We start from the raw sequence: 26,708 nt of genomic DNA, 5'->3' as shown, positions 1-26,708 counted from the left end.
TTAAAAATAGAAAAAAAATGCTTTTTGTGTTAAAATTCCACTGGTGGTTAGAGTGGCGTTTTGCCAAATTGTTATGGGTTTGCTTAGCAAATTTTTACCGTATGTTGATATAAATTGGAGGATTTTATGACTTATAAAAGGAAAATCTATGGCTTTTGCATTGGTGCGTTTTGTGCACTTTTTATGCTTGGCTGTTCCGCAATAGAAGAAACTTCTTCTGTCGCTTTTAATTTAGACCTTACTTCGCTTTCTTTAGAGAATTCTAATGCTAGGCAGGTTCTTGATTCTGAAGGACAAAACATAAAACTTAGAGTTCTTGCTCGACTGATGAAAGCCGATTTTGAACACAGTAGTCATCAGGAAGAAGAACGCAATAATCAAATGCTGGATATTTTTTATCCTCAAACTAAAAATGTAAACTTAGCTTTTAGAGATTTAGAAGTTGGAGAAAGTTACCGTATCTTTGTAAATGTATGGACTGTAGAAGAAGGTCAGGATTTTCAAATTAGTCTTGTTGCCGATGGAGAAGCAACCTTTGAAGTAAAATCTGGTGAAAATCAAGTACGATTAGAACTTACAAAAGATACTGGCATTACGGTTATGCTGGCTGCAGATATAAGTGAAATAGAGATTCCTTCATCGACAGAGTATCACCGTTATATTTTGTTTAAACTTACAAATACTCTAGATAACAAAACCTGGTATGGTTTGGAAGAGGCTAAAAAACTTGGAGAAGGAAAAGTCTGGCACGGTTTTGCAGGATATGGTGCGTTGTTGCGCACAAAGGCTCAGGTTTCTTATATAATAACAAAAGATGCGATTAGCTGGGCTGGAAAAGATCCTGCTGGAAAGTACCAAAATAAAACGTCTATTGATGGGTTAAAATATTCTGTTTTAGCAGCAAGCAATGAAAAAACTTATTTTGTTGCTCCAACGAGTTCTAATGACAGTGAAAAATTAGCAAACTTTACAATTAAGTTGGATACACTGCAATCGCAAAGTCAAGGTGTTGAAGTAGGTGTACTTGCCACACCGAAAATAGTATATGAAGCAAAAAATTGCACTGTAGTAGCTCCTCCTAGTCTAAGCACTATTTACGGTGTAACATTCTCTCAATTTCCAACAAGTCCAACAATAAAACTGACTGCAAAGACAAAAGATAATAATTCTTACGAGAGCGGAGTTGCGTACGAATGGTTCTTAAATGGCAGCAAAATGCAAGAAACAGATGGTGTTTCTAGTGATGGTTCTTTTAAACTAAAGCCAACTGAAAATTCAAAAATAAATAGTGAAGGTATAAATACCGTCATGGTTATTGTTAGCAAGGACGGTCAAATGCAGTCTGCTATTTGGCAATTTAATATTAAAGACTAGCTGAAATTGATTTAAATTATTTAAAAAGAAATACCCCTTGCAACATAAAGTTCAAGGGGCTTTTTTTGCGATGATTATTCTGCGTAAAGGATTGTAGCACCTTTAGTCCGCCGTTTAGGCGGATGAGCGGCGGCTAGACCGCGAAGTGCGAAAAGCCTGGTGCTGCAAAACAAAAGTTTTGCAGCATACGCCCATAGCTTTTATAGATGAATGGTTGTGAATATTATCGGCCGTGGCACTGCTTGTATTTTTTCCCGCTTCCGCATGGACAAGGGTCGTTTCTTCCAACTTTTGGCATTGTTCTTCTTACGGTTACGCTTTCGCCCTGTCTTGAAGATGCCATTACGCCGCTTGCTTGCTGTTTTGAATGGTATGCTCTGCTTGCAATAGAGTTTGAGGCTTGCCCCTGAGTGCGTGCCTGGTCGCTCATGCTTTGAGCCTGACTGTGTTGGGCGTTCATCTGTATATTGCGGTTTGCCTGTTGTGCTGGTGGATTTATCTGCACTCGGACTTTGAACACTCGTCCTGCTATTGTGAGGCGGATATTTTCTATCATATCTTCGAATGCGTTAAAACCGTCAATTTTGTATTCTGTTAAAGGATTTTTTGAACTGTAGGAACGAAGGTGAACGGCTTCTCGCAATGCATCCAAAAACTCAAGCTGGTCGAGCCACTTTCTGTCGATTAACTGCAAATATTGGTATCTTATGAACATATTAAACTGTTCGTGTCCAACCAATTCTTCTTTTTCTGTTAAATCGTTTTGCAAAAGTGCCAATACACTTTCTTTTGTGCATTCTTTTGCAGGAAGCTGAACTCCAAAATTTTCTCTTATCTGCTCTAAAAGTGGCGAAAGCCCATTTTTTCTGTTGTGCTCGTATTCTGTAAACCACTGCTCAAGATAGTCGTCTGCGGTTGTCATTATGCGCTGGGTCAATTTTTCGTCTGAAAGAATTCCATCCCTCTGCCCATAGATAAACTCTCGCTGGTCGTTTAATACATCGTCGTAGTCAATCAAGTTTTTTCGGATTTCAAAGTTTCGCTGTTCAACTTTTTTCTGTGCGTTTTCGATTCCCTTTGTAAGCCAAGGATGATATATAGGCTCGCCTGGTTCCATGCCGATTCTTTTCATTATGCCTTTCATCTTTTCGCCGCCAAAGAGCCTCATGAGATCGTCGTCCATCGATATAAAGAATTTTGACCTTCCTGGGTCTCCTTGTCGTCCAGAGCGACCGCGCAACTGGTTGTCGATACGGCGCGATTCATGGCGTTCGGAACCGATTACATAAAGTCCGCCAAGTGCTTTTACTTCTTCATAGTCGCCTTGCCATTTTTCTTTTTCTATTTGAAGTGCCTGTTTTAATTGTTCTGGAGTTGCGTTTGTTCCTGCACGTTTTGTCGCCCTCGATTCATAACTTCCGCCAAGTTTTATATCTGTACCGCGTCCTGCCATGTTTGTTGCAACCGTTACCGCACCTTTTGCACCTGCTTCTGCGATAATCAAGGCTTCGCGTGCGTGGTTTTTTGCGTTTAAAACTTCATGGCGAATTCCTGCTCTTGTAAGGAGGGTGGAAAGATGCTCTGACTTTTCTACGGAAACGGTGCCTACCAGAATAGGTTGCCCCTTATCGTGTGCAGTTTTTATTTCTTTTACGATTGCGTTCCATTTATCTTCTTCGTTTAAGTAAACCTCGTCATTTTCGTCAATTCGAGCGACAGGAAGATTTGTAGGAATTGCTACTACGTCGAGTTTGTATATCTTTGAAAATTCTACTGCTTCTGTTTGTGCAGTTCCTGTCATTCCCGAAAGTTTGTTGTACATTCTGAAAAAGTTCTGGAAAGTTACAGTTGCCATTGTCCTGTTGCGCTGTGCAATTTTTACTCGCTCTTTTGCTTCTATTGCTTGGTGCAATCCGTCTGAATAGCGGCGGCCTTCCAAAATGCGTCCTGTAAATTCGTCTACAATTTGAACTTGCCCGTCTTTTACAACATAATCAACATCGTTTTCGTAGAGCAGGTGAGCGCGAAGTGCCTGCGTAAAATAGTGCAAAAATTCAAAGTTTTGCTCGTCCTGCAATTTTGTGTCGCTGGGGATAAGGTTATGCTGGTGCAAAATTTTTTCGATATGCTCCATTCCTTTGTCTGTAAAAGAAATCCTTTTTGACTTTTCGTCAATCTTATAGTCGCCTTCCATTGCCGCTCGCTCTTCTGGAGTCATTTGAACTTCATCAGGATAGTCGTCTGTGGCAGGATCTTTTTTTACTTCTGTAAATTCTCCAACGTATTTGTCTACTTCATAATACTTGTATGTGTCGTCTTCGCCAGCACCAGAGATTATAAGTGGAGTTCTCGCTTCATCGATGAGGATGGAGTCAATTTCATCGACTATGCAATAGTTGAATCCTCTTTGAACCTTTGATGAAAGTTCTATCTGCATGTTGTCGCGAAGATAGTCAAAGCCAAGTTCGTTGTTTGTTCCGTATGTGATGTCGCAGTTGTATGCTTGGCGGCGAGCATCGTTATCCATATTTGAAAGTATTGCGCCTACTGTACAGCCAAGATAACTAAACACAGGACGCATAGTGTTTGCATCGCGCTCTGCAAGATAGTCGTTTACAGTAACTACGTGAACACCTTTTCCAGTAAGGCAGTTTAGATAGGAAGGTGCTACTGCAACGAGGGTTTTTCCTTCACCGGTTTTCATTTCGGTTATTCTTCCAAGGTGGAGATTTATTGACCCCATCACCTGTACGTCATAAGCACGCTCACCGCGAACTCTAAATGCCGCTTCCCTGCATAGCGCAAACGCTTCTGGAAGGATGTCGTCCAAAGTTTCACCATTTGCAAGTCGCTCTTTAAAAATTTGTGTCTGTTTAGGAAAATCCTGTTCGGAAAGGGATTTTGCCCAACTTTCTTTTTCGTTTACAGCAGCCACTATTGGCAGCATTTTTTTAATATCGCGTTCATTTTGTGAACCAAATATGGTTGTAAAAATTTTATCTAACATAATCTTAATAATATACTGAAAAACACTATGTATGAATAGAAAAAACTATAAAATAAAGGCGAGCCTAACTGTCTTTTTAAAAGTTGACGGTTTTTATTCAATTTTATATTCTATTTTTGTATGATTAAAATCTTTAAAAAATCTGTGTGGATTTTTTTGTCTTTGCTTTGTCTCTCTTTTTTTTCCTGCATCCGTTCAAATACTGTAAGTTCAATCGGCGAAAATTCTCTTTTTAAGATAAATTACGGCAGTTTTGAAGATGAATTAAATCTTTTTAACTTAAGTCTTTCTGGCTCTATAAATACTTATATGACGATGCAGGACGGTTTTTTTTACATTGCAAATGGCGAGTCAAAAAAAATTATGGAATTAAATTCCTATGGGGATTTGTTGAGCCTTTATTACAACGAAGATTTTACAAAGTTGCCTTCATTTGCAGACTCACAAACTGCCAATTCAACTAAAAAAGCGATTTCTTATCCTTTTAATTCTTTGGGTCCCTTGGCTGTAGATTCCAAAAAAAGCCTTTACGCTGTAGACACTCTTCCTTCCGACAGAAACGAAGTTGATTCAAAAAATCGTCTGCTTTTAAACTATGTTGTTTTAAGGTTTTCTAGCGATGGAAAATTCATAGATTATATTGGACAGGAAGGTCCAGGCGGAACGCCGTTTCCGTACATAAAAAAAATTTACATCACAAAGAATGATGAGCTTGTTGTTGTCTGCGAAACAAATGTTGGTCCTACAGTTTATTGGTTTAACGAAAGCGGATTTTTGCTCTATACGATTCCGTTTACGGAAGATACTGTGCCAAAATTAAAGAGCGATGACCCGGATTATGTTTCTTTTGTTTCCATAGAAAATGTAATTCCAGACAATATGGATTATAAACTTTATGTTCAAGTAAATTATTTTCAAAACTATCTCGACCCAGCGACAAAAGTTCAATCTGGAGTCGATTACGAAAAGACAATGCTTTATCCGTTGGATGTAGAAACCGCTTTGTATGAAGAAGGCCTTGATATTCCGTCTTTTGAAGAATCTATTTCTGGAAGCTTGAGCAAAGATGTCTTTTCTGTTCCTTTTGAATTGTTAGGCGTTACAGATAATGGCTGGTTTTTCTTTATTTTGCCGATAGAAAAAGGATATCTGGTGCAGATGGTGCAGCCAAATGGTCAAAAAATCTTAAAACGCTCGTTGCCTTTGGAGCACAGTTCAATCCTTTACAGTTCACTTTCTTTAAGCAGAAACGGAATTATAAGTGCACTTCTCATAAAAAATTCGCAGGCAGAAATTTCATGGTGGCGGACGGACTCCCTCGTTAGCGGTTTAATGAATTGATGTTCGCTTTTTAGAGGTTTGAAATTCAAGATGGATTTAGAAAATATCGAAGAAGGTCATGCAGACGGCGAAGAAAAATTGGTTTTTCATTACAACCGAGACGCAAGGCTCAGCCGTGCTCCCGAAATTGTACAGAATTTTTATTCAGGAAAGTTAAAAGCGTTTAAACCTGGAATTTTTAGGGCTCTTGTTTCTACAAAAGGCAACAGGCTTATGTTTGTAACCCTTTTGGTTTGCTTTTTTATCGTGGTATTTTTGGGATTTTTTAACAAAAAGGACAACGCAGTTTTAAATTCCATTCCCTTAAATCTTTCCGCTTTTTCGTTTGAAGAAAATGTTTATGTTAGCCTTTCTTTTGATGAAATTAAAAAAAACTCAGAATCAAAAAAAATTGCCGAAGGGCAGAATATTCAAATTGAATTGGCATTTTTGGATGGAGCGAAAATTCCTGTTGAAAAAAAATCCTTCAGTTTGCTCTATAAAGGTGAAAAAACATTTTTAAGGACAACATTTCACGATTATGATATATTTTATGTAAAAGCGAGCGTTTTTATTGCAGATAATTCTGTGGATTTAATCGCCACGATTGAAAAACGCTAAAAACGGAGAAAAATTATGCTTCAATTTTACTTTCTTTCTATTTTGCTGAATATTGTTTCTGGTCTTATTTTGGTTTATGCGACAAATTTTATGGTTGAAAAAAATAAGGATGCCCTTAACGAAAATCTTACCGATGAAAAACCACAAGATGATTCATTGACTACCGATAAAAATTCAGATGAAGATTCTTCGGATTCTTTTTTTGACAAAAAAATCCAGTTTGCAGTCAATTCAAAGGGAAGTTTTTTTGATGATATGACTTTTCGACTTGTGGTCGCTGTGCTTTCTGGTCTTACAGGTTTGATGAAACTCTTATCGACCGTTCAAAATGATGTTCCTGTAATTGGAGATTTAATTCCTGCTGTTGCTGGAATTGCAGCTTGCTTTGCACTTTTAATAGAATTTTATTCTACAAAATCAGAAACTCATCTTGTTCTTCCTTCGTTTGTTTCCACGATTTTTGTGGATGGAAGAAAATATTTGGGAATTTTTTGTATAATTGCAGGATTCCTTCATTTTATTTTTCCAAGAGTTTTGTTTTTATAGAATTTTAGATTTAAAAAATTTGGAGTAAAAATGAATAAAAAATCTATTGCCTGCATAGCATTTAAAGAGAATAAAGTTTTTATTGCAAAGCGAAACCCTGTTGGTCAGATGGGTGGGCGTTGGGAATTTCCAGGCGGAAAAGTTGATGCAGGCGAAACCGACGAGCAATCTGTAACGAGAGAATGTCACGAAGAATTTGGAGTGGAAGTTGAAGTAGGCGAAAAGATTGCTCAGGCAACTTTTAAGCATTTTGGCGATGATTTTGAACTCAACGCATATCTTGTGAGGTTTCCTCATGATGGAATCGCACAGAAGTTTACTCTTACAGAACATTCTGAATATCGCTGGGCTGAACTTTCTGAAATTCCAACCTTGTCATTTGTCGATTCTGACCTTTTGATATATCCGCAGGTTTGTAAATTTTTTGCTAATTCGATAGATTAACCGATGAAAAAACCTTTTTTAATTTTTGCCGTTTTTGTTTTTAGTCTTTTTTCAATTGTAAATTTTATTTCCTGCGAAAAAAGAAACGATTTACCCGTTTTTGATTCTCGTAATCCTCTTTCTGTAGAACCAGGAGTGGAGTGGGTTTTAATTACTTCTCCTTATGCAGCCTGCTATCGCTTGCCAAATTACGAGGCAGAAGTTACAAATCACCTTAGGCGAGGCGAGATAAGGATGATAGAGGGAATGTCTTCCACAAAAATGGAAGACAGTTACGAAAAATGGATTTTTATAGGAGAAGGCTGGATTCCAGAAAATTTGACTCAAATTTTTTCTAACAGATTAAAGGCAGAAAAAGCACTCAAGGATTTTGACCTTTAATCGATTTTGCGTTTTGATTGCAGGATTTTTTGTGCAGCGTCTTCTACGCTCAAGCTTTCAAAAATTTCTCGCGTGGAAAGATTTTTTAGATTGATTTTGTTCGATTGCGCATCTTTTTCTTCTATGATGATTCCCCAAGGAATTGTCTTTGATTCGCAATATGCATATTGATGCCCCATTTTTTTGTCGTCTGGAAAAACTTCTGTGTTTATTCCTTTATCCCTTAGCATAGAAGCGACTTTCTGGTAGTGAATGGAAAGAGCCTTGTCTAAACAGAAAATTTCTGCATCGAGATAACTGCCTTTTTTTTCGAGTTTTCCAAGTTGTTCAAGTCCTGCAATCAAGCGGTCAAGACCTATAGATGCTCCAACTCCAGGAAGATGAGTTTTTGTGTAAAGCCCTGCAAGGTTATCGTAGCGACCGCCGGAGCAAACTGAGCCAATGGATGGAAGTTCATTTAAAAATGTTTCGTAAACAATGCCTGTGTAGTAGTCGAGCCCTCTTGTTATGGAAGGATCTAAGACAAAACTTGCTTCTATGCCGCTTGCCTTCATCATCTCAAAAATTTCGCGCATCCTTTTTGTGTCGCTTTCGATTCCGCCAGCCATTTCTTCGAGCATATCCAAAGTTGAAAGGAAGTCTTTGTTGCCAGAGATATATTTTAGAATTTCTTCTGCTTTTTCTTTTGAGCCTGTATATTCGAGTAATTCGTTTTTAACTTCTTCTTTGCCTACTTTTGCAAGCTTGTCTACAGAGCGCAAAATTTCTTCTGATTTTTCACTTGAACCAATTTTTTTTAAGAAACGGTTGAAAATCCCTCTGTGGTTTACGTGAATCGTTATGTCTTTTACGCCGATTTCTTCAAAAGCGGCTTTCATCAAACTTAAAATTTCAAAATCTGTTGCAGCAGAATCTGAACCGACCGTATCTATATCGCATTGAACAAATTCTCTATAGCGGCCAGCTTGTGGTTTTTCGCCTCGCCAAACTTTTGAGATGTGATAGCGTTTAAAAGGAAAGTACAGTTCGCTTTCGTGTTCTGCTGTAAAGCGTGCAAAAGGCACAGTTAAGTCGAATCTGAGAGCAACGTCGCGATTGCCGTTATCTAAAAATCGAAAAACCTGCTTTTCTGTTTCGCCATTGGATTTTCGGAGTAAAATTTCTGAATATTCGAGAACTGGAGTATCGATTGGAACAAAACCGAACGAACGGTAAACTTTTGTAATTTTTTCTATAAGCTGTGAACGAAGAATTTCGTCTTGAGGAAGTATGTCGCGAAAGCCCTTTAACACTTTCGGGTGAATTAAATCTGCCATAATGCAATAGATGATAATGAAATTTTAATTTTTATACAATTAAAACGAAAAGTGTTGACATTTTGTTGTAAGTCGCACAGGAGGTGCGACAAATGCGGCAAGGGATTTGCGTTTCAAGAAAACTTCCGTGTTTTCTTGAAACAGACAGTTTTATTACTAAAACTGCCAACATTTGATTGTAGGTGTACATCCGTGTACACAGCGGCCAACGCAGCGAGCGAGGAGGCTGGAGCGAAAGCGGAACCCCGCAAAGCCCGTTTTTTGCGCAATGCAATGGAGCAAAAAGCCGCCCAAAATAAAATTCAAACTAAGAACACATTCATTTTACGAAAAATCTGTGAACAAAACCCCTTCTCCAGATTTTACGTCGCGCGTTAGAGTTTTTCCGATTGTGTTTTCGAGATAAAGAGGGCTTATTCCTGCGGTTAAATTTTTTTCGGTTCGCAAAACTGCTATGTCTTCTTTTTTTATGATTGCTCCTTTTTTTAGATTTTTTACAAAGTGGAGGCTTCGATTTGTTCTGCCATAATTTTGTTCTTCGATTGGAGCGAGTTTTTTTATTCCATCGCCAAGTATTTTTTCTATGCGTCCTTTGCCTTCTGTAGATTCAAGCTGGCGTATTATTTCTTTTTCGCCTTTTTCGGTCCCATAATGGCGCATAACCGCATCGCTTTGATGAACGCAGTGACACATCAGTGCAAAATCCTCTGGAGTGAGTGCAACTTTGTCGTCGAGGCCGTCTGTCAAATGACTTAAAGTTATGTGTTTTTCTATCATGCTCGCGCCTTGGCTTACTGCAAGGCTTGGAACGAGGATTGGGCTTAAAGAATGATCGCTAACGCCTGTTTTTATATTGAACTTTTGTGCCAGTGTTTTTATTAGACGAAGATTGTACTGTTCTTCTGGTGCCGGATAAAAAGTTATGCAGTGGAGAAGCGTGAGATTTTTTGTGCCTAGAAGCTCAATCGCATTTTGGATGTCCTGTAATTTTGAAACTCCGCTGGAAATTATTACAGGAATCATCTCCTGTAAGTTTTTTTCCTGCTGTGCTCTAAAATCTGCAAGTGATTTTAAAAGAGGAATGTGGTTTAACTCTGGGCTTGCAATTTTTATGTAGTCTGGTTTTATTTCTAAAAGTTCTTTTAATGAACGAAGTCCAAATGGAGAGCAGGCGAATTTGATTTTTTTTTCATGTGCATAAGAAAGGCAATCTCTAAAAAACTTTGGTTCAACTTCTAAAGATTTAAAACTGTCGTAGAGGCGAATTTTTCCGCCTGGCAAATCGACAAAGCCTGTATCTGGATGCAAAATTTCGTCAGCGTAAACCCATTGAAACTTTACCGCATCTGCTCCAGCTTCAAAGGCTGCATCTATTAGTTTTTTTGCTTTTTCAAAATTTCCTGAATGAGAAGTTCCAATTTCCGCAATGACAAATGTTTTATTTTGCATTTTTGACATCCAAATTTATTATTATTTTTTCGTTACCCAATTTTAACATTTTCCATTATTGTAGTAAAATGTCGGCATGGTTAAGAAAATTGTAAAATTATTAAAGGCGTTTAATTCAAATGTTAATCCAGCAGAAATTGCACACGCGTTTGCTTGCGGTGCGATTTTGGGGCTTATGCCAAAGGGCAACTTGTTATGGGTTTTGGCATTCGTTTTTATCTTGTTTGTGAGAATAAATCGTCCGTCTTATCTTTTGATGATTTTGATAGGTGCGGCGGTTTCCCCTGCTTTTGACGGCTTTTTTGATTTTGTGGGCTACTCTTTTTTAACGATTCCTTCGTTTGCTCCGTTTTTTGCAACCTTATTGGACATTCCTTTTGTTGCCTTTACAAAATTTAACAACTCTGTAGTTATGGGCTCTTTTTTATGCGGACTTGCTCTTTATGTTCCGCTTTATTTTTTAGGGCGACTTTTGGTTTTCCTCTGGAGAAAATACGCGGCTCCAATAGTGAAAGGCTCTAAAATCTGGAAGGCGATGACAAAACTTCCGCTCATTTCAAAATTGGCATCTATGGTTGGAGAAAAAGCATGAAAAAAGAAAAGATAGAAAAACGCTTTGCAGCAAAAAAACTTCCTGCACTTTTTAAAAAGAAGTATGCAAAAAAGAAATTTGAAAAAAAGATTTCTTCAAAATTATACATCGATAGCGATAAGGTATATGTCGTTTCGCTTTTTACCGAAGAAAAGGATAAAAAAGGTCGCGATGTGCTTGCTGTTTCAAAGGATTTAACTTTTACAAAAAAAGAATTGAAAAGGCTAAAAACTCTTTCTAAAGAAATAAAAGCAAATCGAGGTCGAATAAAACTTGCTTCGTTTATAGCGGTAGCTGTAGTTTTGGCAGCGATTGGAATTACTGTTACGATTTTTAAAAATCCGATTGCAAAATTTGCGATAAAAAGCGGAATGCAGGGAATTTTTGGTGCTAAGTGCGATATTGCCAGTGTAAATGTAGAAATTTTTGGCGCAAGACTCACCGTAAAAAATCTTGCGCAGGCTTCGGCAGAAGATGAAATGAAAAACCTCTTTCAATTTAATAAATTGGACTTGGATTTTAACCTTACTCAACTTTTGCGCGCTCGTTTTGATGCTCAAAATATCGAAATTACAGGAATTGCCTTGAATACAGACCGCACAAAAAGCGGTAAACTTCCAGCAAAAAAAGCCTCTCTGGAAAAAAAGGCCAAGAAAAATGACGATACAAAGTTTTATGATTCTCTAAAAGCAAAAATGGGCTCGAATCCAGACGAAGCAAAAAATGCGATTGCAGATTTATTTGCAAGTTATGATCCAAATGCAATTACAGAAAAAATAAAAGACGGTTTGCAGTCGCAAAAAGTTGCAAAAGAAGTTGAAGAAGAATTAAAAGTTCTCGTGGAAAAATGGAAGTCAAAACCAGAAGAATTAAAGGCGGAAGTTTCTAAAGTTCAGGAAAGCGTAAAAACGCTTACTTCAATAAATGTTTCAAACGTAAATGTTACAGAAATTCCTGCTCTTTTAAAACAGATTGAACAGGCTACAACCACAGTAAAAAATGCGAAAACTAATTTGGATTCTTCGATTTCTTCGTTTGAAAGCGACAGTTCCAGAGTTTCTCTTCTGCAAAAAAAATTAAACGATGCAATTTCAAGCGATAAGGATTTACTTTCTTCTCAACTTTCTATTTTAGATGTGGGAAAAGCAAAAAATGCATTGTCAGAAACTATCGAACGCTCTGGCTATGCTATGCTTGGAAAATATTATCCGTATTTAAAACAGTTGATTTCCTATGCTTCAAATATGAAATCTTCTTCCACAAATGAAAAATCTTCAAAAGCGGATAAAAAATCTGTCAAAAAAGCAAAGGAGGCTGACAAACGCTATGCAGGGCGAACAGTTTACTGGAAAAAAGACAATATTCCTTCTTTCTTAATTGAAAAGGCTCACGGTTCTGGTAGCGGAATTGACTTTTTTGCGACAAATATTTCAAACGACATGAATAAACGCGGCGAGCCTTGGGTGATTAAAGGCACTGTCGAAAGACAAAATCTTTTGCATAAAGCGAATTTAGTTGTTGACGCAAGAAGTCAAACTCAAAATCCGCTTGTTTTTGCAGATTATTCTGGCAGCAACTTTCCGTTGACGATTGACCTTGCAAAAAATGTATCTGTAAGCGGTGCTCCAAAATTTGAAGGAAAATCAAATCTTTCTGCAAAACTCACAGCGTCTTCGGATTTTAGTTTTTCTGGTGGAGCTTCAATTTTTATGAATCCTGCAAATGTAAGTTCACTCTCTCTCGATTCGGAACTTGCAAATAGAATTTATTCAACTGCGCTGGCTTCGATAAAGAGCGTCGAAGCAAAGGCTGATTTTTCATTTAGCGAGAAAAATGGAATAGGTTTAAAAATTGCTTCAAATTTTGAGGATTTGCTTTCAAATGCGATTTCGTCTGTGGCTAACAAAGAGCTTGCAAATGTAAGGGAACAGGCGGTTTCTAAGTTGAACGAAAAACTGGGTTCTTCAGAAGCGGTTAATCAATATATTTCGCAATTCAGTCAAATTTCAACCGGAATAAAGGATTCAAATTCTGCATTCGATGTTGTAAACAAGCAGTTAGAATCTAAAAGGGCGGAACTTAACAAAAAACTTGCAGATTCAGCTAAGGGAAAAGCATCTTCTGCTGCGGCAGAGGCGGCATCTTCGCTCAAAAACAAATTGAAATTCTAGGGATTGATAAAAATCGCATCTTTGTGATATAGTGATAAATCAATTCGTAATCTTTTAGAAGGAGTTATCCATGTCAGGACATAGTAAATGGGCAACCATAAAACATGCAAAAGGCATTGCAGATGCCAAGCGCGGTAAATTATTTACAAAATTCATAAAGGAAATTTCTATTGCCGCAAGGATGGGTGGTGGAGATCCTAACTCAAACCCTCGTCTTCGCACTGTAATAATTAAAGCACGTGCGGCAAATATGCCAAAAGATAACATTGACCGTGCAATCAAAAAGGGAACTGGAGAAGACGGCGCAACATCTTACGAAGAATTGGTATACGAAGGATACGCTCCTGGTGGAGTTGCAGTTATGGTTGAAGTTCTTACAGACAACCACAATCGTGCTGCTGCCGATGTACGAAATATCTTTTCAAAAAGTGGTGGAAACCTTGGAACAACAGGTTCTGTTAGCCGTATGTTCCAGCGCAAAGGTACGATTGAACTCGATGCAGAGAAAGTTAGCGAAGATGAAGTTATGGAAACTGCTTTGGAAGCCGGTGCTGATGATATCGTAAACGAGTCAGGTGTTATTACAGTAACTACATCTCCAGATGCATTTTCTGCTGTTGCAGATGCTTTAAACGAAAAGGGCTTTGAAACACTTTCTGCCGATGTAGGACTTGTTCCAGATGCTTATACAGCAGTTGATAGCGAAACTGCTGCAAAAGTTCAAAAGCTAATTGACAAACTCGAAGATAACGATGACGTTCAGAATGTTTATCATACCGCTGAATATCCTGAAGACTTTGTGATGGAATAATAGTTTTTAAGAAATTTTTTTTTCAAAAAAAACTTAAGACCACGGCTATGAAAATATAATCGAGCCGTGGTTTATTTTTTTCACGCTGCTTTATAAAAATGGATTCAAATCAATTTAATCAAATTCTATTTCAAAAAGAAACGAACTCTCCAAACGAAAAAAAACACAACGATTGCGTTAGGCGTGTGCTTGGAATTGATCCTGGCCTTGCAAATACGGGTTTTGGAATCGTCGATTATTTTAAAGGTCGTTACAGAATGGTGAGTTACGGTTGCATAACTACAAAAAGCGATGAAACTTTGGGAACACGACTTTTAAAAATCGCTTCGAGTTTGCAAGCGGTAATCGATGAATTTAAACCTTTAGAAGCGGGAATGGAAGAGCTCTTTTTTGTAAAAAATGTGTCATCAGGAATTTCTGTGGCAGAAGCTAAGGGTGTTTGCACTTTGGTTTTAGCTCAAAATTGTATTCCTCTAAGCGAGTATAAACCGAATCAAATAAAGCAGGCTGTAACAGGAACTGCCCGTGCAGATAAGGCTCTAGTAGAAAAATATGTAAAAATTTTACTCGGCCTAGAAACAGAGCCCAAACCAGATCACGCAGCGGACGCACTTGCAGGAGCTATAACACATCTTCATCACAAATTGAAAATCTGCTAAAATCGTACTATGTTCAATTCTATAACAGGTTTAATAACTGGAAAATTTCCTAAGCAGCTTTTTTTATCGCAAAACGGCATTGAATGGGATTTTTGCGTTCCAGATTCTAACCTCGAACTTTTTCCAAATGTTGGAGCGGAAGCAAAAGTTTATACTTGGTTACAGCACACAGATAATTTAATGACTTTGTACGGATTTTCTTCAAAAGAAGAAAGAGCGATTTTTCTCGATTTATTAAAGGTTGACGGAGTTGGGCCTAAAGGTGCTGTAAAAATAATGAGCAGTGTGAGTTCTTCCACTTTGATGCAGATTCTTGAAAGCGGCGATGTTGCAAGCCTCGAAAAAATTCAAGGAGTTGGGAAAAAGACCGCGGCAAAGATGATGCTCGCTTTAAAAGGCAAATTAACCTTGTTAGAAGATAGCAAAATCGTAAGGCTTGAAAATTCAAATCCTTTTGCAGATGTCGTTTCTTCATTGGTAAGCATGGGATACGAAAAAAAGAATGTTGAACAGAAAGTTTTGGAATTGGCGAGCAAAAATCAAGAGTTCTTAAAGGATAAATCTCAAAAAGAACAGGAAGATTTTATATTTAGAAAAGCGATTGTGGAGTTTGCATAATTATGGAAAATTCTACACAAATGCATTCTGATTTTTCGGCAATCGTCCGCTCCGATTTAACGGATTTTGATGAACAGGAAAACTCGTTACGCCCTCAACTTCTTTGTGATTTTTTAGGACAGGAAGGAGTTAAAAAGAATCTTTCGACTTTCATAAAAGCCGCAAAAATAAGGCAAGAGCCGCTCGACCACCTTTTGCTCATAGGCCCGCCAGGTCTTGGAAAAACTACTTTGGCACAAATTACAGCACACGAACTTGGCGTTGATTTTAAAGTTACAAGTGCACCTGCTCTTGATAAACCAAAGGATTTAGCAGGAATTTTATCTACAATCACGGAGAGAACGGTATTTTTTATAGATGAAATTCATCGGTTAAAACCTGCAATCGAAGAAATGCTTTACATTGCGATGGAAGACTTTGAATTAGACTGGATTATAGGGCAAGGAGCAGCCGCAAGAACAGTTCGTATTCCTCTTCCGCCTTTTACTTTGATTGGAGCAACGACAAAAGCGGGTGCTGTTTCAAGTCCACTTCGCAGTCGTTTTGGTTTTATTCCACGCTTTGAGTTTTACACTCAAAAAGAACTGGCTTCAATAATACACAGGAGTTCAAAAATATTAGAGATTGGAATTGAAGATGAAGCGGCATTGTACCTTGCAAAATGCTGCCGTGGCACTCCTCGTGTTGCAAACCGAGTATTGAGACGAATGAGAGATTTTGCACAGGTTGAAGGTTTTAAAGTGATTTCCGTAAAGACCGTTCAAAAAGGATTACAAAGGCTTGAAATTGATGAGATGGGGCTTGAAAAATACGACAGGGAAATTCTCCTTTCCATAATAAAAAACTTTGGTGGAGGTCCTGTGGGCGCGGAAACTCTTGCAATAAGCATTGGCGAAGCACAGGATACGCTTGAAGATTATTACGAGCCGTATCTTATTCAGTGTGGGCTTTTGCAGAGAACGCCACGCGGAAGAATCGTTACGGCAAAAGCTTATGAGCATTTGGGACTTGAGTACAAGGATAATTCTAACGGACAGAATAGTTTGTTTTGAGTTCAAATTTTTGTTTTGAATCCAGCGACAATTTGAACAAACAGAATAGTTTATTTTAAAGATAATATTTTATTATCTAAAATTGAGAATATTATGAAATTGACAGATTTTAATTTTGATTTACCGCAGGAGCTCATCGCTCAAAAACCATCTGGAATTCGCGGCGATGATAAACTCATGCTTTTGGGCAGAAACGATGGGAAAGTCAGCCATTTTAAAATGAAAGACCTTCCAAGTCTCATAGAAGAAGGCACTTTGATGGTTTTTAACAATTCAAAAGTTAGGCGAAGCCGCTGCTATGGAAGGCGAGAAGTTGAAAAACAGGGGCAGGGCGGACGAGAACAGGAATTTATGTTTTTGAATCAGATGAGTGCAGATTTAAAACTGTGGCAAACGATGGTAAAAGGTGCAAAAAAAGTTAAGAGAGGAAATCGCTATGTTTTTAACGATGGCTCTGTTGGAACAATAATCGATTCTCAGGGCGAACTTTCTGGAGAGTTTCGACTTATCAAATTTGATTTTCCTTTGGACGATTCTTGGTTTGCTGTAAACGGTCATATTCCGCTTCCTCCTTATATTAAACGAGAAGATGACGACACAGACTCTGAGCGTTACCAAACGATATATGCAAAAGAAACTGGAAGTTCTGCCTGTCCAACTGCTGGGCTTCATTTTACGCAAGCGATGTTTGAAAAATTGGACGCAAAAAAAATCGAGAGGGTTTTTCTTACTCTTCATGTTGGGCTTGGAACTTTTCTTCCAGTCCGCTCAGAAAATATCGAAGACCATAAGATGCATGAAGAAGTTTATTCTATTGGTTTTGATGTTGCAGAAAAAATAAATGCTGCAAAAGGAGAAGGCAGGCCAATTCTCGCTGTTGGCACAACTTCTGTCCGCACTCTCGAATCTGCAAGCGATGAAAACGGTTTTGTAAAAGGCGGCTCTTCTTCGACCCACATATTCATGTACCCTGGCTATAAATTTAGGTGCGTTGACCAGATGTTTACAAATTTTCACACTCCAGAAAGCACTTTGCTTATGTTGGTAAGCGCTTTTGCAGGACGAGAAAATATACTTTCGGCATACAAGCAGGCTATCGAAAATCGATACAGATTTTTTTCTTATGGAGACGCAATGCTTATTAAGTGAGCTGCTCGATAGAATATTTTAAGAGATTTAAAAACTGGTCTTTTAAAATCGGCGGAACTTTAGTTTTTGCCGATTCGCTGTCGTAAGTTTCTTCTGCCAGTTTTAGAAAGTCTTCTATGCTTGTCCTCGTCAAAGGCAGATATGAACCTACAAGGCTGTTTTCAAGGTCAAAACTTCTAAGGCAAAAAGATCCTGCAAACGCAATTTTAAGATTTGAGAGTTGACCTTTTACCGTGTTTGCAAGAAAAACAAACGAAGCGGAATTCCTGTCTATAGTGTGGAGAGGTCCCAATTTCTTAAAAAAAGCGACTTCCCAATCGTCTGTTGGTACAATAACTTTTGTTAAAACAAAATCTTTTGGAATTCCATTAAATTTTGCCATCTGTATGTATTCAGTTTTGTCTCGACTTTGAATTTCAAGTTTTGCGTCAAGCGCAACCAATGGTGCAACCAGCGTATGATAAAAATCATCTGCACAGATATTACCTGCTAGAGTTGCAATATTTCTGATGTTCGTATTTGCAATCGATTTTACCGCTTCATAAAAAACATGAGGAAGTTTTGCAGGATCAATCTTTAAGATTGAAGAAAGAGTTATCTCAGGTCCAAATTCAAAAAAACGTTCATATTTTCTTGAAAAATTTAGTTCTTCTATGTTTCTAACGCAGAGACTTACAGGTGGAATATGTTTTTTTTGTGTGCAACCGCTTACAAGTCGTATTCCCGGAATAGAGTTCATCTGATAGAAAATGTCGTTTAGACTATTTGCATAATAGATTTGAGAGTCTTTACACATTCTTTTTTCTTCCTTCGCTTTCGTGGCGATTTGCAGTTGCGTATAGAATTCCGTTTATAAATGCCCCTTGTTCTGTGCATGAGCATTTATCTTCAAAAGTCAATTCTAAAAGTTGCTCTTTTGAAGGTCTGTAATTTTCTTTTAAGAGCTTATAAACTTTTAGATATTTAAAAGAGCTGCAATATCCACACACGTTGAGGCCTGCTTTTTCAAAACCAGATTTTATATCCTGATATTCTTTTGTCTTTGAAAAATGTTCCAAAGTTACTATCTGGCAGTCTTTTACAATTCCCACAGGAATCATACAGGATGATACGGGATTGTCGTCCAATAAAACAGTGCAAAAACCACATTTTCCTCTTTCGCATCCTCGCTTTGGAGAGATAAATCCTCGTTTTCTAAGCACATATAGAAGTTTTTCATCGGGATTTTCGTCTATAATAAGTTTTTCATCGTTTATAGTTACAGGAATTTTCACTGTTTTTCTTCCTCTTTTTTTGTAAAAGAATTTTTTTGACTTTTTATCATCTTGTATATCAAATCGTCTTGCAAAGGTATTTTTGTTACCAATTTTCCTACAGCTTGAGAAAGCGCGCTTGAGTATGCTGCTAGCAAAAGCGAAGATGCAATTTCTCCAATCTGCTTAGGCTCTTCCTGAGATTGCATAAATTGAATAGAAATTGAAGTTTCTAGGTTGTAGTCGTCTTCTATGAGTTCTGCCAAATCTTCTTGAATTGTATTTTTTATAGATGTTTCTGCTGTTCGTGGATTTAGAATTTTTCCGGCATCTACTATAAACCAAATTCCGCGCAGAATCGGTTGATATATTGCGATATCAAGTTCAAGTTCCAAAACCATCGCTGCAAAACTTGTGCTTGCAAAAGGATGTCCACAAAAGTTTTCTTTGTCCCAACTTTTTCGAGAACTTGTAGAAAAATTTTTTCTTACTGTAACAGGCAGTTTTTGATTTGCTTGAAGTTTTTTTGCAAGACTTTCTGCTGCTTTTTTTATGAGCTGAGTGCAGATTGAAATAGAGGCGTATGTCGTTTGTGGAGATTCTGGTTCATCTTTATTTGTATATTCATTGTCTAAAATCACATCTTCTTTTGGAATATTGATTATTGTTGCTGCAAGGGTTTGCCATATTTCCCAAATATTTTTTGAAGATGGAATTGCCCTTATAAACAGTTTTTTTTCTTCTGTAAAAGTCAAATCGACACTCAGCCTCTTTTTTAGAAACTCCGAACCAAAATATCCTGTTCCTTCATAGGCACAGCAAAGTGCGATTCCTCGTATTGGAGGCGAATAAGGGGAAATCGTGTAGCGCTCAGCACCTCTTTTTTCTTCCATATTGTAAACGGCATTTTTTCGCAAAAATATGCTTTTTTTACAAACCGCATCGAGAGCTTCTTTTGCTTTTCCGATTTCTAATGATATTTTTTCTTTTGAATTTTTCTCTTGTTTTTTTAGGTTTAATAATCTTAATTCCAACGGATTTATTCCGCTTTGAAGTGAAATTTTATTCATTTGCGCTTCTATTGCAAAAAAGGATTTTGCATCTATCGTCGAAAAATCTATTGAACAAGGAATTCCGTGGCTTTTATAGATTTTTGTGCAGATTTTCAGATTAGGGCAGTGGTAAACTCCAGTGCAGGAAAGAGAAAGCCTGTCTGCAATTTCTTGTGCAAAAGGATTGTACGCCCCTGAATTTACGTTTATCGAAATATCCATGGACTTTATCAGGCCTGTTTTGCTTAAAACCGTTTTGTTAAAAATCTTTACAGAAGCACTGGCCTCTGCGTAAATGGATTGTTCTGTTCTAGTGAACTCGAGTTTCACTGGTCTTTTTGAATTGATTGCAGCTACTGCACACTGACAGCAAATAATCGTATTTAAGTAGAGGATGTTTTTATTTTTTGAAAGAATTTTTGTTCGGTTTATGTATATGTTTTCTTCAGCAAAGCCTGTTACATCTGCAAGGCTTTTTCTGAGAGAAGATAGCCATAAATTAGGCGTAAAAACATAGAGTTTGGAAGCTTTTACATAACAAAGAGCACCATTTGTTTCTGCAAAGTTTTGAACTTTTAATTCAGATTCCCATTCGCCTTCGATTTTTAAGTCGTCATTTTCTTCTTTAAAGTCTTTATCTGTTTGAATTTGCCTGCTGGCAAGTATGTTGTCTTCTTCCTGTTCTTTGTAGTAAAAATTCTCGTCAATATCTGTTTCTATATTGCGGCTCAAAAGACGTACCAGTTTTCTATCTGGACCTGCAATTATTCCAAGTGGTTGCCCAAAAAAATCCACATCGCTTTGTGCAAAAATTGGAATTTCAGTTTTTAAAATCTTTATGCTTTTTTTTCCAGGAATGTCGTCAAAGCCAAAAAATGAATATCCTTCTGGAAGATTCTCTAAATCTATTGCGTTTATTTTCCCTTTTGCGACAGGACTTCTGACGACAGAAGCGTGGAGCATATTTTCTTCATATCTGTCAGAATAAAATTCATCGCAAAATAGCAGATTTCTTTTTTGTTCCGATTTTTTTTTAGCACACATGATATTTGTTTCCTGTTTTTATTACGGCTTGAATAACTGCTTGAACCATCTCATCGCTCATTGCTGGCCAAAGCGGAATTGTTATAGTGTTTTGAAAGTGTCTTTCTGCATTTTGGAAATTTTTTGCTATAAACGAAGGATATCTTTCTTTCCACCATGAAAAATGGAACAGCGGAATAAAATGCATCGAAATTCCAATGCCTTCATTTTGTAATTCTTGCGCAAAATCATCTCGACAGCAGGAAAGTTTTTCTGGTCTTAGTTGAAGCAGATAAAGATGCCAGGCATTTCCCTGTGAATCTGGAGGCAAGGTTATAAAATCCAGTTTCGAAAATTCTTCGTTGTATTTTTTTACGATTTTTTTTCTTTGCTCACAAAAAAGATTCGCTTTTTTTAATTGAACGCGACCTATTGCACTTAAAATATCTGGAAGATTGAACTTGAATCCTGGAGAAACTATATCGTACTGCCAGCTTGCCTTTGGATTTGTGTATCTGTCCCAGGCGTCCCTGTTCATTCCGTGCAGCCGCATAATGCTCATAGTTTTTGCAAGAGAGTCGTCGTTTGTTGTAACCATTCCGCCTTCGCCTGTTGTGATAGTTTTTGTCGCATAGAACGAAAAAACTCCTATATCACCTAAAACACCAGCATACCCTTTATCTGTCCTGCTTGGAAACGAGTGAGCACAATCTTCAATCACGCGGATTTTATTTTTTTGTGTTGAATACTTTTTTGCTAAACTTGATATAGCATCCATATCGCATAAATTTCCTGCTATATGCACGGGAACTATAGCGGCAACGTCTTCGATTTTTCCTTCATTTTTTAAATTTTCGAGTATCGCTTCTATCGATTTTGGTGAAATTGAATACGAATCTTCTTCTGTGTCTGCAAATAAAACTTCTGCATTTAAATGAATTGCACTGGATGCTGTTGATACAAAAGTGTAGGGAGTTGTGATTACAATTTTTCCTTCTTTAACACTGCAAGCTTGCATTGCAAGAATCATCCCGCTCGTGTTGGAATTTACCGCCAGAGAATATTTTGCACCTATAAAGTTGGAAAATTCCTTTTCAAATTCGTGAGTTACATTTCCTGTTGTAAGCCAGCAAGTGTCTATAACAGAGCAAACAGCATCTTTTTCTTCTTGAGAAAACGAAGGCTTAAAAAAAGGAACTTTTATTTCTTGCATAAACACCTCTAAAATTAAAGCTCTTTTGAAGAAGGCTTTTCGCTTGAATAAAACTGCTGGAGACTTTTAAAAGCTTTGCACAAAAGATTCAGCAAAATTTCTTTGTTTCTAAAAACTTCTGGATTTTTTGAATCGAAAAAGCAGATTGGATACAAATTTTCTAAAAGAGAATCGAGTTTTTCGTCTGCAAATTCTATATTTTTAAGTTCAAAAAGTTTTTCGTATTTTGTCTTTTTTGGTTCTTCTTCTTTTAGCCAAAGCGGCTCAAAAAGTCGTTCTCCCTCGCGCCGACCGATTATTTTTATGTCTATATCTTTGTTTGGTTCAAGCCCTGAAAATTTTATTATCTGCTCTGCAAGTTCATAGATTTTAATCGGTTCTCCCATGTCCAACAAGTATGATTTTCCATTGGAGCCAATTCCGCCAGTCTGCAAAACGAGCGAGCAGGCTTCGGGAATCGTCATAAAAAATCTTTGCATTTCTTTGTCGGTAATTGTAACAGGTCCGCCGTTTTTTATCTGATTTTGAAACAGCGGAAGAATTGAACCGCGAGAGCCTAAAACATTTCCAAACCTTACAAACATGAACTTTTGGTTTTTCGCTGCCTTTTTTGAATATTGCAAAACCAGTTTTTCAGAAAGGGTTTTGCTCGCTCCGTAAACGCTTACTGGTTCAACAGCCTTATCTGTAGAAATCAACACAAAACGCTGAACTTTATTTTTTATCGCGGAATCCAAAAGATTTTTTGTGCCAAACACATTGTTTTCTATCGCGGCAACAGGATTTTCTTCAAGCATAGGAACGTGTTTATATGCAGCACAATGAAATATCACATCTGCTCTGGTTTTTGCTATTATGTAGTCTACATAGGCGGAATCCTTCATGTCGCCGATTATAGGAACTATTGTCGCTTTTTCTCCAACACCTTCCTGCTGCAATACGTGCAGTTCTCGGTAAATTTGAACGATAGAGTTTTCGCCATGGCCAAAAAGATATAGTCGCTCTGCGCCTCCAGATAAAAGCTGCCTTGCAAGTTCTGAACCTATAGAACCTCCAGCTCCAGTTACAAAGACCCTTTTTCCTCTAAGGTATTTTAAACTTTGGTGCAGTGGAATTATTACAGGAGTGCGCCCTAAGATGTCTAAGGGATCAATTTCCCTTGTTTGAACAAGATGCGCTTTGCCGTCGATTATCTGACTTATACTTGGAAGAATGCGTATTCGTGAAAATCCACCATTTTTTAGATTTTCGTATATCTGTTTTATCTTTTCTGTTGGTGCGCTTGGAATTGCAATTATCGCTTCGTCTAAAGCGCCGCATTTTACAAGGCTTGCAACTTCTGCAACAGGGCCTAAAACTGGAATCCCTTCGATTGACTTTCCTATTAGTTTTTTATCATCGTCTAAAAACGCTGCAACAGATCCAAAAATTTTTTTGCGCATCAAATCTTGAGCAATCATCTGACCTGCAAAACCTGCGCCTATTATGTATATTTTTGAATCGATTTTCTGCAACATAAAAAGGAATCCACCGATTTTTATCTTATCATTATCAAAAAGTATTTACAATGATGATAATTTCTCTGTTTACAATGAATTAGAGATAGGAAATTCATCGTATATTTTTTGCTATTGCAAAATTTGCTGAAAACTGCTAAGTTTTCCAAACTGATTAGCTTCCCTCTAAGCAGTACATAACTTTGAAAATCAAGTAACAATATCTGCGCGGCTTGTGGATATTAAAAACTTGATGAAAACTTTAGGAGCATAAAAATGGCTACAAAAAGAGGTCCTCGTTTTAAGGAATGTAGAAGACTTGGTGTAAACTTTTGTGGACACCCAAAGGCTATGGAAAGAGCAGGGGCACCAGCTTTCAAGAAAACAAAGAAAACTTCTGACTACGGTCTTCACTTGATTGAAAAACAGAAAGTAAAGGCTTATTACGGAATTCTTGAAAGACAACTTCGCCGCTATTTCGAATTAGCAAACAAATCTTCAGAAATGACTGGTGTTGCGTTGCTTGTTTCTCTTGAAACTCGCCTTGACAACCTTGTTTACCGTCTTGGATTTGCAAGTTCAATTCGCATGGCACGCCAGATGGTTTCACACTGCCACGTTCAAGTTGACGGAAAAAAGATTAACGTTCCTTCATACGCTGTAAAGGTAGGACAGGTTATCTCTTTGAGAGAGAAATCTCAGAAGAGCGAACAGTTCAAAAAGTCATGGCTTTCTGATAGCAAAGCTAGAATTGATTATCTTGACCGCGATGAAGAAAAATTCTCTGGAAAACTTACTCGTCTTCCATTGCGTTCTGAAATTCCTGTACAGATAAATGAACAGTTAGTAGTTGAATACTATTCAAAATAGTCTTAAAAAGACCTGTTTTAAGAACCGCTGGTTTTGCCAGCGGTTTTTTTTATATATTTGCTAAACATTAAAATTCAAATTCCGATATTTATAAAGATATGAAAAAGATTTTTATTTTTGCACTCGGTTTTATTTTTTTGCCCTGTGCATTTTCGAAAAATATAAATTTTCAGATTGTGCAAAATGCTTCTGTTCAAGAAAAGGTTTTTGCGATTTCGGAAGTTTTTGAACAGGCTCTTGCAGATTTCTTTTTTGAAGCCGGGCATATAGTTTCAAATTCACCTGTTTTTATAAAAACGGATGAAAAATCAGATAGTGCTGAATTAAAAAGAGTTCTAATTGAATCAAATTTGGGAAGTATGGACTTTTTTGTCCGAGTTCAAATTGATTATGCAAGCGATAGTGCACAAAATCCCAAAGCATATTTTTTAGATTTTATAAAAGATGTCACTTGGAAAAATTATGATGTTTCTACTGGAAAATTGATTTCAAGTGGAAGCGCAGAACCAAGTGAAATCGGTAAAAAAGAAAATAACGAAACCAGTGTCTATAATTTTGCCAGTTTTGTGGCATCAAAGATAAGCTCTGGCTTAAAGAAATCTAAGTAGAAGAGAGGGGCTTTTATGAAAAAGATTGTTTCATTCATTTTAACTGCTTTTACGGTTACAGTTCTTTTTGCAGTTGCAAGACCTTCGTTGGATGGACGCGCAGTTGTTGCAGACGAAGGACAGATGCCTAAGGGGCTTTTTGCCCGCACGATAGGTTATCTTCCTGGAGATAGCGTTACCGTTACAAATCCAGCAAATGGGAGCACTGTGGATGTTTTAATACTCGGTTCAATAGATTCAAGCGAGGGCGTTGCAATCTTGCTTTCTCCAGAAGCGGCAGAAAATCTTTCGATAAAAAAAGATTCAAATGTTCAGGTAAAAATTACAAAGCGAACAGGGAACCTTGACGAAAACGTATTTGGAACTGCAGTTCTTTCTGAAGAAGAAAAACCAGCAGAAATTTCAGAAAATACTGAAAGCGAAACTGAAACAACCTCTCAAGAAGAACAAAACCTAAGCGAAGAAGATAAAACTCAAGAAAACGACGTGGCTTTAGAAGAAAAGTCTCAAACCGAAGCTATTGTTGCAGAAGACGCAAGCGAGGCAGAGCGAATTGAAGTTGAAGAAAATAAAGGTGAAATTATCGAGAACTCTGACTCCTCTGAACTTCTCAACGAAAGCACAGCTCTCCCAGAAAAAAATGCTGAAAATCCCGAAACGGAAAATCCTCAAGTTATCGAAGAAGATGCAATTCCTGCAGATGCAATGGATGAACAAAAGGCAGAACTCGATAATTTAGAAAGCGAGAGCCAACCAAATCCAGTTGCAGAAGAAAAACTCGAAAGCGCACCTATCGCACCAGTAGAAAGCGAAGCGCAACCTATTGGCGAAGCAGTTGCAAGGGAAAATTTACCAAACCAAGCAGAAGAAAATTTAGAAAGCGTAAGCGATGAAATTCCTGAATACGAGGAAGATTCTCAAAAAGAAATCGTAGACGAAAAAGCACCGGAAATCGAAACCAGCACTCCAGAAGTTGTAGAAAGCGAAACTTTGCCTCAAGACGAAAAAATTCAGGAAGAGAGCGTAGAAAAAGAAGAGTTGCCAGAAGTTGAACAAGAAAAAGAAGCTGTCGACTCAGAAAAACTTTTGCCAGAACCTCAGGAACGTGCAAAAATTTCCGAAGAAGAAAAAATTGACAAAGAGCAAAAATTCGAAGAAAAAGAAAGTTACGAACCAATAGTTCTTGTTCCAACAGAATTAAATCCTCCAGCTGAAGAATCTGGCAAAGAAGAAGAAACTCGAAAAAACGAGGAAAATTCGCCAGAAACAGAAACTGTATCTGTAACAGAAAATCTTGCAGAAAAAGAGCCTTTTGTAAAGGTTGAAGATGAACGTTCTATTCCTGTAGAAGATCAAGCGGTTATCGAAACTCTAGCTTCTCCAAAAGAAGAAAAACTTTCAAAAACTCCAGATAAAAAACTTCAAGACTATGTAAAACAGGAAATTTCTTTGCAAAAAGGAAAGTATTATCTTCAAATAGCAACGCTTTCGAGCGTGGAAAACATCGAAAAACTTTTGAGCCGCTACGCAGATAAATATCCGGTTGTTCTAACCTTTGTTGAAGAAAAAAATGTCTACAAGGTTTTGATAGGCCCACTTACAGTAGACGAATACGGAATGATAAAAGAGCGCTTTGTTTCCTATGGCTTCAAGGACGCATTCCTAAGAAAAATAAAATAAAAT

General features: G+C 37.5%; 24 protein-coding genes. 16 read left to right on the top strand and 8 right to left on the bottom strand.

Annotated features, from left to right (window positions below; genetic code table 11):
* Nucleotides 1-126: 126 nt before the first annotated feature.
* Entirely contained in the window at nt 127-1,374 is a 1,248-nt protein-coding gene (locus FXX65_RS02230; RefSeq protein ID WP_147614891.1) for a hypothetical protein, read from the top strand.
* 223 nt (nt 1,375-1,597) lie between these two features.
* On the opposite strand, the gene secA is transcribed toward FXX65_RS02230, so the two are convergent.
* Nucleotides 1,598-4,381, bottom strand: coding sequence for a preprotein translocase subunit SecA (secA, locus tag FXX65_RS02225; RefSeq protein ID WP_147612275.1), 2,784 nt, complete (start codon nt 4,379-4,381; stop codon nt 1,598-1,600).
* A gap of 120 nt (nt 4,382-4,501) precedes the next feature.
* Between secA and FXX65_RS02220 the strand changes: the two genes are divergently transcribed.
* Genes FXX65_RS02220 through FXX65_RS02200 form a run of 5 tightly spaced genes read left to right on the top strand, consistent with a single transcriptional unit; the run spans nt 4,502 to nt 7,693 of the window.
* Entirely contained in the window at nt 4,502-5,722 is a 1,221-nt protein-coding gene (locus FXX65_RS02220; protein WP_187116193.1) for an LIC_12708 family protein, read from the top strand.
* A 30-nt stretch (nt 5,723-5,752) separates the two neighbouring features.
* Nucleotides 5,753-6,322, top strand: coding sequence for a hypothetical protein (locus tag FXX65_RS02215; protein ID WP_147614890.1), 570 nt, complete (start codon nt 5,753-5,755; stop codon nt 6,320-6,322).
* 15 nt (nt 6,323-6,337) lie between these two features.
* Complete coding sequence (locus tag FXX65_RS02210) at nt 6,338-6,868, top strand: hypothetical protein (RefSeq protein WP_147614889.1); 531 nt, start codon at nt 6,338-6,340, stop codon at nt 6,866-6,868.
* Nucleotides 6,869-6,898: 30 nt separating this feature from the next.
* On the top strand, nt 6,899-7,312 hold the full coding sequence (locus FXX65_RS02205; RefSeq protein ID WP_147614888.1) for a (deoxy)nucleoside triphosphate pyrophosphohydrolase: 414 nt from the start codon (nt 6,899-6,901) through the stop codon (nt 7,310-7,312).
* Between the two features lie 3 nt (nt 7,313-7,315).
* On the top strand, nt 7,316-7,693 hold the full coding sequence (locus FXX65_RS02200; protein ID WP_147614887.1) for a hypothetical protein: 378 nt from the start codon (nt 7,316-7,318) through the stop codon (nt 7,691-7,693).
* Here FXX65_RS02200 and hisS read toward each other — a convergent pair.
* Both hisS and FXX65_RS02190 read right to left on the bottom strand, forming a co-directional pair.
* Nucleotides 7,690-9,009 carry a histidine--tRNA ligase gene (gene hisS / locus FXX65_RS02195; protein WP_147614886.1) on the bottom strand — a complete coding sequence of 440 codons (1,320 nt, stop codon included), beginning with the start codon at nt 9,007-9,009 and terminating at the stop codon, nt 7,690-7,692. The genes FXX65_RS02200 and hisS overlap by 4 nt on opposite strands.
* 324 nt (nt 9,010-9,333) lie before the next feature.
* Nucleotides 9,334-10,458 (bottom strand): N-acetylneuraminate synthase family protein, encoded by a 1,125-nt coding sequence (locus FXX65_RS02190; RefSeq protein ID WP_147614885.1) that lies wholly within the window; start codon nt 10,456-10,458, stop codon nt 9,334-9,336.
* A gap of 76 nt (nt 10,459-10,534) precedes the next feature.
* Here FXX65_RS02190 and FXX65_RS02185 point away from each other — a divergent pair, with 76 nt between their 5' ends.
* The 7 genes from FXX65_RS02185 to queA all read left to right on the top strand — a co-directional run bounded on the left by FXX65_RS02185 (nt 10,535) and on the right by queA (nt 17,510).
* Nucleotides 10,535-11,050, top strand: coding sequence for a TIGR03546 family protein (locus tag FXX65_RS02185; RefSeq protein ID WP_147614884.1), 516 nt, complete (start codon nt 10,535-10,537; stop codon nt 11,048-11,050).
* Nucleotides 11,047-13,221 carry a TIGR03545 family protein gene (locus FXX65_RS02180; RefSeq protein ID WP_147614883.1) on the top strand — a complete coding sequence of 725 codons (2,175 nt, stop codon included), beginning with the start codon at nt 11,047-11,049 and terminating at the stop codon, nt 13,219-13,221. The genes FXX65_RS02185 and FXX65_RS02180 overlap by 4 nt, the downstream gene beginning before the upstream one ends.
* A 70-nt stretch (nt 13,222-13,291) precedes the next feature.
* On the top strand, nt 13,292-14,032 hold the full coding sequence (locus FXX65_RS02175; protein WP_147612284.1) for a YebC/PmpR family DNA-binding transcriptional regulator: 741 nt from the start codon (nt 13,292-13,294) through the stop codon (nt 14,030-14,032).
* 98 nt (nt 14,033-14,130) lie between these two features.
* Nucleotides 14,131-14,691, top strand: coding sequence for a crossover junction endodeoxyribonuclease RuvC (gene ruvC, locus FXX65_RS02170; RefSeq protein WP_147614882.1), 561 nt, complete (start codon nt 14,131-14,133; stop codon nt 14,689-14,691).
* A gap of 9 nt (nt 14,692-14,700) precedes the next feature.
* A complete protein-coding gene (gene ruvA, locus FXX65_RS02165; protein ID WP_147614881.1) occupies nt 14,701-15,309 on the top strand; it encodes a Holliday junction branch migration protein RuvA in 609 nt (202 codons plus the stop codon).
* Nucleotides 15,310-15,311: 2 nt separating this feature from the next.
* Complete coding sequence (ruvB, locus tag FXX65_RS02160; protein WP_408057334.1) at nt 15,312-16,361, top strand: Holliday junction branch migration DNA helicase RuvB; 1,050 nt, start codon at nt 15,312-15,314, stop codon at nt 16,359-16,361.
* Between the two features lie 93 nt (nt 16,362-16,454).
* Nucleotides 16,455-17,510, top strand: coding sequence for a tRNA preQ1(34) S-adenosylmethionine ribosyltransferase-isomerase QueA (gene queA / locus FXX65_RS02155; RefSeq protein WP_147614880.1), 1,056 nt, complete (start codon nt 16,455-16,457; stop codon nt 17,508-17,510).
* Here queA and FXX65_RS02150 read toward each other — a convergent pair.
* From FXX65_RS02150 to FXX65_RS02130, 5 genes are read right to left on the bottom strand one after another with little or no spacing between them, the layout of a single operon-like run.
* Nucleotides 17,503-18,306: an FAD binding domain-containing protein gene (locus FXX65_RS02150; protein ID WP_147614879.1), complete on the bottom strand. Its 804-nt coding sequence runs from the start codon at nt 18,304-18,306 to the stop codon at nt 17,503-17,505. The two genes, queA and FXX65_RS02150, sit on opposite strands and share 8 nt — an antisense overlap.
* On the bottom strand, nt 18,299-18,784 hold the full coding sequence (locus FXX65_RS02145) for a (2Fe-2S)-binding protein (RefSeq protein WP_147614878.1): 486 nt from the start codon (nt 18,782-18,784) through the stop codon (nt 18,299-18,301). Before FXX65_RS02145 ends, FXX65_RS02150 begins: the two co-directional genes overlap by 8 nt.
* On the bottom strand, nt 18,781-20,859 hold the full coding sequence (locus FXX65_RS02140) for a xanthine dehydrogenase family protein (RefSeq protein WP_147614877.1): 2,079 nt from the start codon (nt 20,857-20,859) through the stop codon (nt 18,781-18,783). Before FXX65_RS02140 ends, FXX65_RS02145 begins: the two co-directional genes overlap by 4 nt.
* Complete coding sequence (locus FXX65_RS02135; RefSeq protein WP_147614876.1) at nt 20,849-22,051, bottom strand: DegT/DnrJ/EryC1/StrS family aminotransferase; 1,203 nt, start codon at nt 22,049-22,051, stop codon at nt 20,849-20,851. Before FXX65_RS02135 ends, FXX65_RS02140 begins: the two co-directional genes overlap by 11 nt.
* Nucleotides 22,052-22,065: 14 nt before the next feature.
* Nucleotides 22,066-23,568, bottom strand: coding sequence for a polysaccharide biosynthesis protein (locus tag FXX65_RS02130; protein ID WP_147614875.1), 1,503 nt, complete (start codon nt 23,566-23,568; stop codon nt 22,066-22,068).
* A gap of 255 nt (nt 23,569-23,823) precedes the next feature.
* Here FXX65_RS02130 and rpsD point away from each other — a divergent pair, with 255 nt between their 5' ends.
* The 3 genes from rpsD (at nt 23,824) to FXX65_RS02115 (ending at nt 26,705) form a co-directional block, all read left to right on the top strand.
* Entirely contained in the window at nt 23,824-24,417 is a 594-nt protein-coding gene (gene rpsD, locus FXX65_RS02125) for a 30S ribosomal protein S4 (RefSeq protein ID WP_147612292.1), read from the top strand.
* A 98-nt stretch (nt 24,418-24,515) separates the two neighbouring features.
* Nucleotides 24,516-25,025 (top strand): hypothetical protein, encoded by a 510-nt coding sequence (locus tag FXX65_RS02120; protein ID WP_147612293.1) that lies wholly within the window; start codon nt 24,516-24,518, stop codon nt 25,023-25,025.
* Between the two features lie 15 nt (nt 25,026-25,040).
* Nucleotides 25,041-26,705 (top strand): SPOR domain-containing protein, encoded by a 1,665-nt coding sequence (locus FXX65_RS02115; RefSeq protein WP_147614874.1) that lies wholly within the window; start codon nt 25,041-25,043, stop codon nt 26,703-26,705.
* Nucleotides 26,706-26,708 lie beyond the last annotated feature (3 nt).

The organism is Treponema pectinovorum, from assembly GCF_900497595.1.
Taxonomy (GTDB): domain Bacteria; phylum Spirochaetota; class Spirochaetia; order Treponematales; family Treponemataceae; genus Treponema_D; species Treponema_D pectinovorum.
The sequence above is the reverse complement of the archived record's forward strand: the minus strand, read 5'-3'. Positions and strand labels throughout refer to the sequence as shown.